The sequence below is a fragment of the Phenylobacterium sp. genome, assembly GCF_035475775.1.
Taxonomy (GTDB): Bacteria; Pseudomonadota; Alphaproteobacteria; order Caulobacterales; family Caulobacteraceae; genus Phenylobacterium.
The window spans coordinates 1-7578 of the sequence record NZ_DATIMC010000022.1 but is presented as its reverse complement, the minus strand read 5'-3'; the positions used below and the strand labels follow the sequence as shown (position 1 = coordinate 7578).

The window sequence follows — 7578 nt, the reverse complement described above, 5'->3', positions numbered from 1 at the left end:
CGCCGCCTTCGCGGTGCTGAGCGCGGCCGATCGGAAAAATCCCAAGCGCTTCGGCAACGCCGGCTTCTGGGGCCTGGTGGCGCTGAGCTTCCTGGCCGGCGACCGGCTGGGCGATCTGGGCGACGGCGTGCTCGTGCTCGGCCTGGCGCTGATCGCGGGGGTCGGCGGGCTCGGCCGCGGCGATCCCGCCACCACCTCGCCGGAAGAGCGGAGCGCTCTGGCCGAGCGCTTCGGGGCCAAGGTGTTCGCCCCGGCGCTCACCCTCCCGGTCGTGCTGGTGATCGGACTTCTGGTGCTGAAGCCGCTGCAGGTCGCGGGCCAGCCGCTGCTCGATCCGAAGCAGGCGACGCTGATCTCGCTCGCGCTCGCCGCCGTGGTCGCCACCGGCGTCGGCCTCGTGCTGCTCCGCCAGCCGCTGCTGAGCCCGCTGCAGGAGGGCCGCCGGCTGATGGACATCGTGGGCTGGGCCGCCCTGCTGCCGCAGCTCTTGGCGGCGCTGGGCGCGGTCTTCGCCCTGGCCGGAGTCGGCAAGGTCATCGGCGATCTGGTCACCCATTGGCTGCCGATGGACACCCGGGCGGCGGCGATCGCGGTCTATTGCCTCGGCATGGCCGGCTTCACGATGATCATGGGCAACGCCTTCGCCGCCTTCCCGGTGCTGACCGCCGGCGTCGGCATGCCGATCCTGATCCGGCGCTTCGGCGGCGATCCGGCCGCGGTCTGCGCCATCGGCATGCTGTCGGGCTTCTGCGGGACGCTGATGACCCCGCTCGCCGCCAACTTCAACCTGGTGCCGCCGGCGCTGCTGGAGCTGAAGGACCGCTACGCGGTCATTAAGGCCCAGATCCCGACCGCGCTCCTGCTCCTCCTCGCCAACATGGGGCTGATGTATGTCCTCGCCTTCCGCTGAGCGGCTGACCCCCGCCCTCGCCTCGCAGTTCGCCGCGATCGCGCTCGCCCACGTCACGCGCGAGTACCCGAACAAGCTCGACCACGTCCTGACCGGTCCGGAGGACGCCCAGGACCCGCGCGCGCTGCACCCGGTGTTCTACGGCAGCTTCGACTGGCACTCGTGCGTGCACGGCTATTGGCTGCTGGCGAGCCTGCTGCGCCGCGAGCCTGGCATCCCGCAAGCCGGCGCAATCCGCCATCTGTTCGACGAGATGCTCACCCCGCAGAAGATCGCGGGCGAACTGCACTACCTGCAGCGGCCGGCCTCCCGAGGCTTCGAGCGGCCGTACGGCTGGGCCTGGCTGCTCAAGCTGCAGGCCGAGCTCCTCGCCCACGACGACCGGCGCTGGGCGGCGGCTCTGCGGCCGCTCGCCGAGGCCTTCGCCGACCGCTTCCGCAGCTTCCTGCCGAACGCCGTCTATCCGATCCGCACCGGGGTCCACTCCTCCACCGCCTTCGCCTTGGCGCTCGCCCACGATTATGCCGCGGCCGCGGGCGACGAGGCGCTGATGGCGCAGTTCCGCGGCAAGCTGGCCGACTGGTATCTCGCCGATCGCGACGCCCGGCCCTTCGAGCCGTCGCTGGACGATTTCCTCTCGCCAACCCTGATGGAAGCCGAGTGCGTGCGCCGCTTCCTGCCGCCCGACGAGTTCCGCGCCTGGTTCGCACGCTTCCTGCCGCGAGCCGCCAGAGGCGAGCCGAAAACGCTGTTCGCGCCGGCCGTGGTCAGCGACCGCTCGGACGGCAAGATCGCCCACCTGGACGGCCTCAACCTGTCGCGGGCCTGGTGCTGGCGCGAGATCGGCGCCGCGCTCCCGCAGGACGATGAGCTCGGGCGTGTGGCGGCCGAGGCGGCGGCGCGGCACCTGGCGGCCAGCCTGCCGCACGTGGCCGGCGATTACATGGGCGAGCACTGGCTCGCCTCGTTCGCGCTGCTGGCCCTGACGGCGGGCGATTAGGCGGCGAACTGCAACGCCTGCTGCGCCCGATCGGTGAGCGCCCAGCGGGCCGCATAGTCGGCGCCTGCATCGGGGCGGCCTTCCCAGCCGAGGAAGGCGAGCCAGCCGCGCTCGCCGAGCGCGAAGCAGCGCCGCTCGCGCTGGAATCCGGTCTCCAGACGCGCCCCGTCGCGATACAGCACATTGACCAGAAAGCCCCCGGGAAGGGCTTGCTCCAGGAGCGCCCGGCTCATCGGCGAGAGGCTGTCGAAATTCATCGGACGTTTCCCCTTGCAGGCTTTTCGTTAACCCGAGCCTGCGGCCGAATCGGCGGCGCTGCCAAGCCCACGATGGCGACGGCTGTGGATGGTCGCGCGGCAGCTGGGGACGAGCCTGGGGACAGCCGGGTCAGCGTTCCTCGAACAGCCGGCGGAGAACGCTCGGCGCGAGCCCGGGAAGGTCCTCCGAGATCAACCCCGCGCCGTGCAGCTCGGCGCATTCGGCGTGGATCCAGGCCGCCGCGCACGCCGCTTCGAAGCTCTCCATGTTCTGCGCCACCAGCCCGCCGATGAACCCCGCGAGCACGTCGCCGGAGCCGGCGGTGGCGAGCCAGGGCGAGCCGTTGACGTTCACCGCCGCGCGGCCGTCCGGCGAGGCGATCACCGTGTCGGAGCCCTTCAGCAGGACCACGGCGCCGGCCTGCTCGGCCGCCCGCCGGGCCGCGGTGATCCGCTCGGGCGAGCCCGCCAGCAGGCCCGGGAACAGGCGCTCGAACTCGCCCGGGTGCGGGGTCAGCACGTCGTCGCGGTCGAGCACGGAGAACAGCTCCTCCGGATCGTCCCGGAACACGCTGATCGCATCGGCGTCCAGCACCAGCGCCGCGCCGGTGCGGGCCAGCGCCAGCACGTTCAGCAGGGTGGTCTCGGTGACGCCCGCGGCCGGCCCGATCACGGCGGCGTCCACGTCGGCCGCGCCCTGCTCCAGCTCCAGGTCGGTCTCGAAGGGCCGCAGCATCACCGCCTCCAGATGGGCGGCGTTCACGGCCAGCGCCTCCGGCGGCGAGAACAGCGTCACCAGGCCCGCCCCGATCCGCAAGGCGCCGCGCGCCGCGAGCCGCGCCGCCCCGGTGCTCCAGGACTCGCCGCTGACCACGATCAGCCGCCCGCGCGCATGCTTGTGGCTGGCGGCCGTTGGCCAGGGGAACCGCTCCCCCCACAGTTCCGGGCCGTTCTCGAACAATCGCGAGGTGGTCTCGCCCAGGCCGATGTCGGCCACCACCACCTCGCCGCAACGCGCACGGCCGGGCTCCAGCACGTGCGCCGGGTTCCTGGCGTGGAAGGTCACCGTGAGGGCGGCGCTCGCCGCCGGGCCCAGCGGCTTGCCGGTGTCGCCGGCCACGCCGCTCGGCACGTCCACGGCCACCACCCGCTCGGCGGATCCGGACATCGTCTGGGCCATGTCGGCCGCCTCGCCCGAGAGCGGCCGCGAGAGCCCGGCGCCGAACAGCGCGTCGATCCAGATGCCCGGCCGCACGGCTCCCGCCAATGGCGCGACCGGCCCCTCCCAAAGGCCGCGCGCGTGCCGGGCGTCCTCGGTCGTGGGCTCCGCCAGCGCCCGGATTTCCACCGCCCAGCCCCGCGCCTTCAGCACCCGGGCGGCCACATAGCCGTCGCCGCCGTTGTTGCCGGGGCCGCAGAGCACCGTCGCCGGCTGGGTCGGGAAGCGGGCGCAGATGGCGTCGGCCACCGCCGTGCCGGCGCGCTCCATCAGCACCGCCCCGGACGTGCCGGCGGCGATGGCGGCGCGGTCCGCGGCGGCGGTCTCGGCGACGGTCAGGATCTGGCGCGCAGCCAAGCCGGTCCTCGCTCCCTCAGGTCCCTGATCTCGCCCTCAGAGCACGCCGGTGGCGGCTTCCCCGCCCTTCTCGACAAGGGTCAGCGCCGCGCCGTCGGTCTCCAGCACAGTGATCGAGGCATGGTCGGGCCGAAAGCTCAAGACGCGGTCGTCGCCGGTCAGGTGCGAGACGGCCGCATTGATCGCCACATAGTGCGAGAACACCGCCGTGTCGCCGCGCGCCCGCAGCGAGGCCACGATCTGCCGCCGCCACGCGTCATAGTCGAGGTCGCCCTCGATCTCCGCCCAGGTCCCCTGGAACACCTTGCGCAGCCAGCTCCCCCGCTCGCTCGGATGCAGCGCCGAAGGCGTCGGGATCTCGCCCACGATCGGATCCACCTCTATCTCCACGCCCAGTGCGCGCGCGGTCGGCGCGGCCGTTTCGCGGCAACGTCGGAGCGGCGAGCTCACCACCCGCCGGGGGCGGTGTTCCGCCGGCTGGGCCAATAGCCAGTCGCGCGCCGCCTCGGCCTGGGCGCGGCCGGTCTCGTCGAGCCCCGGATCGTCATCATCGCCGCCCCAGGTGGCGGCGGGCCGTCCGTGGCGGATCAGGTACAGGCGCGGCATGGCGGGCTCCACTGGGGCTCGTCGCGGACGGTCGCGTTCCGCCGCAATCTTCAGCACCGCTGCCAAGTTCGCGCGCGCTGCGCAATCTCCGACTTGCGGGAATTCCGTCGCCAAGACGCGTTGCGGGACCCAGAGCGATCCCAAACCGGCGATCTGCGGGTTGCGAGACGCCCTCCATCGCCGCGCAGACGGCGCCGCGGCCCAGATACGGCGTTGCGCAGATTCTGATCGCCAGGCGCCTAAATCCTAGGCGCCTGACCATCGGATGCGCCTGCCGGCCCGGCTGCGGCGCCCGCGCGCTTGTGCCGGAGCGTGCGGCCGTGCTCCGTCCGCCGCGAACCGCCGGGGTCAGTCGGGCCATGAAGAAGATCGAAGCCGTCATCAAGCCGTTCAAGCTGGACGAGGTGAAGGAGGCCCTGCAGGAGCTGGGCGTCCAGGGCATGACGGTGATCGAGGCCAAGGGCTACGGCCGCCAGAAGGGCCAGACCGAGCTCTACCGCGGCGCCGAGTACGTCGTGGACTTCCTGCCGAAGATCAAGATCGAGGTGGTGGTCGCCGACGACCAGCTCGAGCGCGCGCTGGAGGCGATCGCCGGCGCCGCCCGCACCGGCCGCATCGGCGACGGCAAGATCTTCGTCTCCGACGTGATCGAGGTCATGCGCATCCGCACCGGCGAGACCGGCGCCGCGGCCGTCTAGTCAGCTTCAAATCGAGACCACCAAAGGGGACACAAAACCAATGCCGACCGCCAAAGACATCCTGGCGCAGATCAAGGAGAAGGACGTCAAGTACGTCGACGTCCGCTTCACCGACATGCGCGGGAAGATGCAGCACGTCACCTTCGACATCGACCTGGTGGACGACGACTTCCTGACCGACGGCACGATGTTCGACGGCTCCTCGATCTCCGGCTGGAAGGCGATCAACGAGAGCGACATGAAGCTCCGGCCGGACCTCTCGACGGCGATCGTCGACCCCTTCTACCAGCAGACGACGCTAGCGCTGTTCTGCGACGTGGTGAACCCGGACACCGGCACGCCGTACAACCGCGATCCGCGCTCGATCGCCAAGGCGGCGCTGAACTACGTCAAGTCGTCCGGCGTCGGCGACACCGTGTTCTTCGGCCCCGAGGCCGAGTTCTTCGTGTTCGACGACGTGCGCTGGAACACCGCCCCGCACGACACCTTCTACGCCTTCGATTCCGTCGAGCTGCCGGTGTCTTCGGCCCGGCAGTATCCGGAAGGCAACATGGGCCACCGGCCGGGCCCCAAAGGCGGCTATTTCCCGGTCAATCCGATCGACTCCGCCCAGGACCTGCGCGGCGAGATGCTGGCGGTGATGGGCGAGCTCGGCATGCAGCCGGAGAAGCACCACCACGAGGTGGCGCCGGCGCAGCACGAGCTGGGCCTGAAGTTCGCCGAGCTGATCACCATGGGCGACCGGATGCAGCTCTATAAGTACGTGATCCACAACGTGGCCCACGCCTACGGCAAGACGGCCACCTTCATGGCCAAGCCGATGTTCGGCGACAACGGCTCGGGCATGCACGTGCACCAGTCGATCTGGAAGGGCGGCAAGCCGCTGTTCGCCGGCGACAAGTACGCCGGGCTCTCGGACATGTGCCTGTGGTACATCGGCGGCGTCATCAAGCACGCCAAGGCGATCAACGCCTTCTCCAACTCGACCACCAACTCCTACAAGCGCCTTGTGCCGGGCTACGAGGCGCCGGTGAAGCTGGCCTACTCCTCGCGCAACCGCTCGGCGTCCATCCGCATCCCGCACGTGGACAGCCCCAAGGCCAAGCGCATCGAGGTCCGGTTCCCGGACCCGATGGGCAATCCCTACCTCACCTACACGGCGCTCTTGATGGCGGGCCTCGACGGCATCGAGAACAAGATCGATCCCGGCCAGCCGATGGACAAGAACCTCTACGACCTGCCGCCCCGCGAGCAGAAGAAGGTGCCGGAGGTCTGCGGCAGCCTGCGCGAGGCGCTGGACAACCTCGACAAGGACCGCGCCTTCCTGAAGCGCGGCGGCGTCATGGACGACGATTTCATCGACGCCTACATCGAGCTGAAGATGGAAGAGATCATGCGCCTGACGCTCCATCCCCACCCGGTCGAGTTCGACATGTACTTCAAATGCTAAGCGTCACATCCTGATATGAAACACGAATGGCCGCAGGCGTCGACCTGCGGCCCTTTTTGCAGTAGCGCTCGCCGCGCGCGCGGCGAGCGCTACTGAGAGAACCACGGATTTCACGGATTGCACGGATCAGAGCGCGAAACGCTCGATCTTCGCCTCCGCCGATCCGAAATTCGCCACCAAACCGAGCTTCGCTCCTGTCGCCCGCAGGTAGTTGATCATTTGCGCCCGATGTTCGGGCGCAATCTCGCGAACCACTTTCAACTCGACGATGATCCGGTCGAAGCAGACGAAATCAGGTACGTAGGTCTGCCGCAGTCGCTGGCCTTTGTAGTCCAGAGTCAAAGGCTTCTGCGCCTGGAACGAGATTCCCCGAGCCTTGAACTCCAGCGCGAGACATTCCTGATAGACGGCCTCCAGGAACCCCGATCCGAGGGTGCTGTGCACCTCGAACACCGCCCCGCGAATCCGGAACGTCTCCTCCGCGTGCAACAGGCAATCCGTGTGATCCGTGAAATCCGTGGTTCCCTACGCGAGCTTAGCCGCTCGCGACCACGAGAACAAGAGGTGAACCCCGCTCGTCTTTATAGCTTCTGGGCGGCCCACCAGTAGGCGGCGAAGGCGAGGCTCGCCGGGGCCAGGTAGGCGGCGGCGGTCATCCAGAGCGAGCTCGTCGGCGGCAGCACGGCGGAGAGCCCTGCTCCGGCCGCGACGACGGCGAAAATCGCGGCGGCCGTCCCGCCGATATGGGCCAACTCGACTGGCCAGCCCTTGCGGGCCCTCATCTCAGACATCCCACGTCTCCCTTGCGCCGCATCTCTGTTGGCCAGAAGGCCCCGTGCGGTCGCGCCCTAAGTCATGCTTGCCACAAATGCTTGAGATGACAAGCCGATCCATCCACAAGCGGCGCCCGTCGCATTTGCCAGCCGCCGCGGCGGGGTTAGATAGGCCCCCAGAATCGCCGCACCTTCGCACCCATGCCCCCCAAGGCCGCCGCCCAAGCCTCTCTGTTCGATGACGCCCTCAATCCCGCGCCCGCCGCGCCGCTGGCCGAGAGCCATGAGCCGCGCGCCGATCCGGCGCT

The 7578-nt window shown here is 69.8% G+C and carries 9 protein-coding genes; 4 read left to right on the top strand and 5 right to left on the bottom strand.

All coding sequences use genetic code 11. The features are described from left to right. Both VLI41_RS02675 and VLI41_RS02670 read left to right on the top strand, forming a co-directional pair. Window positions 1-910, top strand: a 910-nt coding sequence (locus tag VLI41_RS02675) for a DUF979 domain-containing protein (RefSeq protein WP_325266512.1), incomplete at its 5' end; no start/stop codon positions are given. Beyond that, on the top strand, window positions 891-1910 hold the full coding sequence (locus tag VLI41_RS02670) for a DUF2891 domain-containing protein (RefSeq protein ID WP_325266511.1): 1020 nt from the start codon (window positions 891-893) through the stop codon (window positions 1908-1910). The genes VLI41_RS02675 and VLI41_RS02670, both read left to right, overlap by 20 nt. Here the strand turns inward: VLI41_RS02670 and VLI41_RS02665 are convergent. The 3 genes from VLI41_RS02665 to VLI41_RS02655 form a co-directional block, all read right to left on the bottom strand. Beyond that, entirely contained in the window at window positions 1907-2167 is a 261-nt protein-coding gene (locus tag VLI41_RS02665; protein ID WP_325266510.1) for a hypothetical protein, read from the bottom strand. The two genes, VLI41_RS02670 and VLI41_RS02665, sit on opposite strands and share 4 nt — an antisense overlap. 130 nt (window positions 2168-2297) lie before the next feature. After that, window positions 2298-3743 (bottom strand): NAD(P)H-hydrate dehydratase, encoded by a 1446-nt coding sequence (locus tag VLI41_RS02660; protein ID WP_325266509.1) that lies wholly within the window; start codon window positions 3741-3743, stop codon window positions 2298-2300. A 36-nt stretch (window positions 3744-3779) separates the two neighbouring features. Beyond that, window positions 3780-4349: a histidine phosphatase family protein gene (locus VLI41_RS02655; protein ID WP_325266508.1), complete on the bottom strand. Its 570-nt coding sequence runs from the start codon at window positions 4347-4349 to the stop codon at window positions 3780-3782. Window positions 4350-4708: 359 nt separating this feature from the next. Here VLI41_RS02655 and VLI41_RS02650 point away from each other — a divergent pair, with 359 nt between their 5' ends. Beyond that, window positions 4709-5047 (top strand): P-II family nitrogen regulator, encoded by a 339-nt coding sequence (locus VLI41_RS02650; protein WP_325266507.1) that lies wholly within the window; start codon window positions 4709-4711, stop codon window positions 5045-5047. Window positions 5048-5087: 40 nt separating this feature from the next. Continuing rightward, a complete protein-coding gene (gene glnA / locus VLI41_RS02645; RefSeq protein ID WP_325266506.1) occupies window positions 5088-6497 on the top strand; it encodes a type I glutamate--ammonia ligase in 1410 nt (469 codons plus the stop codon). A 126-nt stretch (window positions 6498-6623) separates the two neighbouring features. On the opposite strand, the gene VLI41_RS02640 is transcribed toward glnA, so the two are convergent. Next, the gene (locus tag VLI41_RS02640) at window positions 6624-6986 is read right to left on the bottom strand and encodes a GxxExxY protein (protein ID WP_325266505.1); all 363 of its coding nucleotides are present in this window, start codon (window positions 6984-6986) and stop codon (window positions 6624-6626) included. Between the two features lie 92 nt (window positions 6987-7078). Further along, window positions 7079-7288, bottom strand: a complete 210-nt coding sequence (locus VLI41_RS02635) for a hypothetical protein (protein WP_325266504.1) — start codon at window positions 7286-7288, stop codon at window positions 7079-7081. Window positions 7289-7578: the final 290 nt, after the last annotated feature.

Excerpts from the sequence above, each read along its gene's own strand:
- VLI41_RS02670 (WP_325266511.1), top strand. The coding sequence starts at position 891 with ATGTCCTCGCCTTCCGCTGAGCGGCTGACCCCCGCCCTCGCCTCGCAG.
- VLI41_RS02665 (WP_325266510.1), bottom strand. The coding sequence starts at position 2,167 with ATGAATTTCGACAGCCTCTCGCCGATGAGCCGGGCGCTCCTGGAGCAA.
- VLI41_RS02655 (WP_325266508.1), bottom strand. The coding sequence starts at position 4,349 with ATGCCGCGCCTGTACCTGATCCGCCACGGACGGCCCGCCGCCACCTGG.
- VLI41_RS02650 (WP_325266507.1), top strand. The coding sequence starts at position 4,709 with ATGAAGAAGATCGAAGCCGTCATCAAGCCGTTCAAGCTGGACGAGGTG.
- glnA (WP_325266506.1), top strand. The coding sequence starts at position 5,088 with ATGCCGACCGCCAAAGACATCCTGGCGCAGATCAAGGAGAAGGACGTC.
- VLI41_RS02635 (WP_325266504.1), bottom strand. The coding sequence starts at position 7,288 with ATGTCTGAGATGAGGGCCCGCAAGGGCTGGCCAGTCGAGTTGGCCCAT.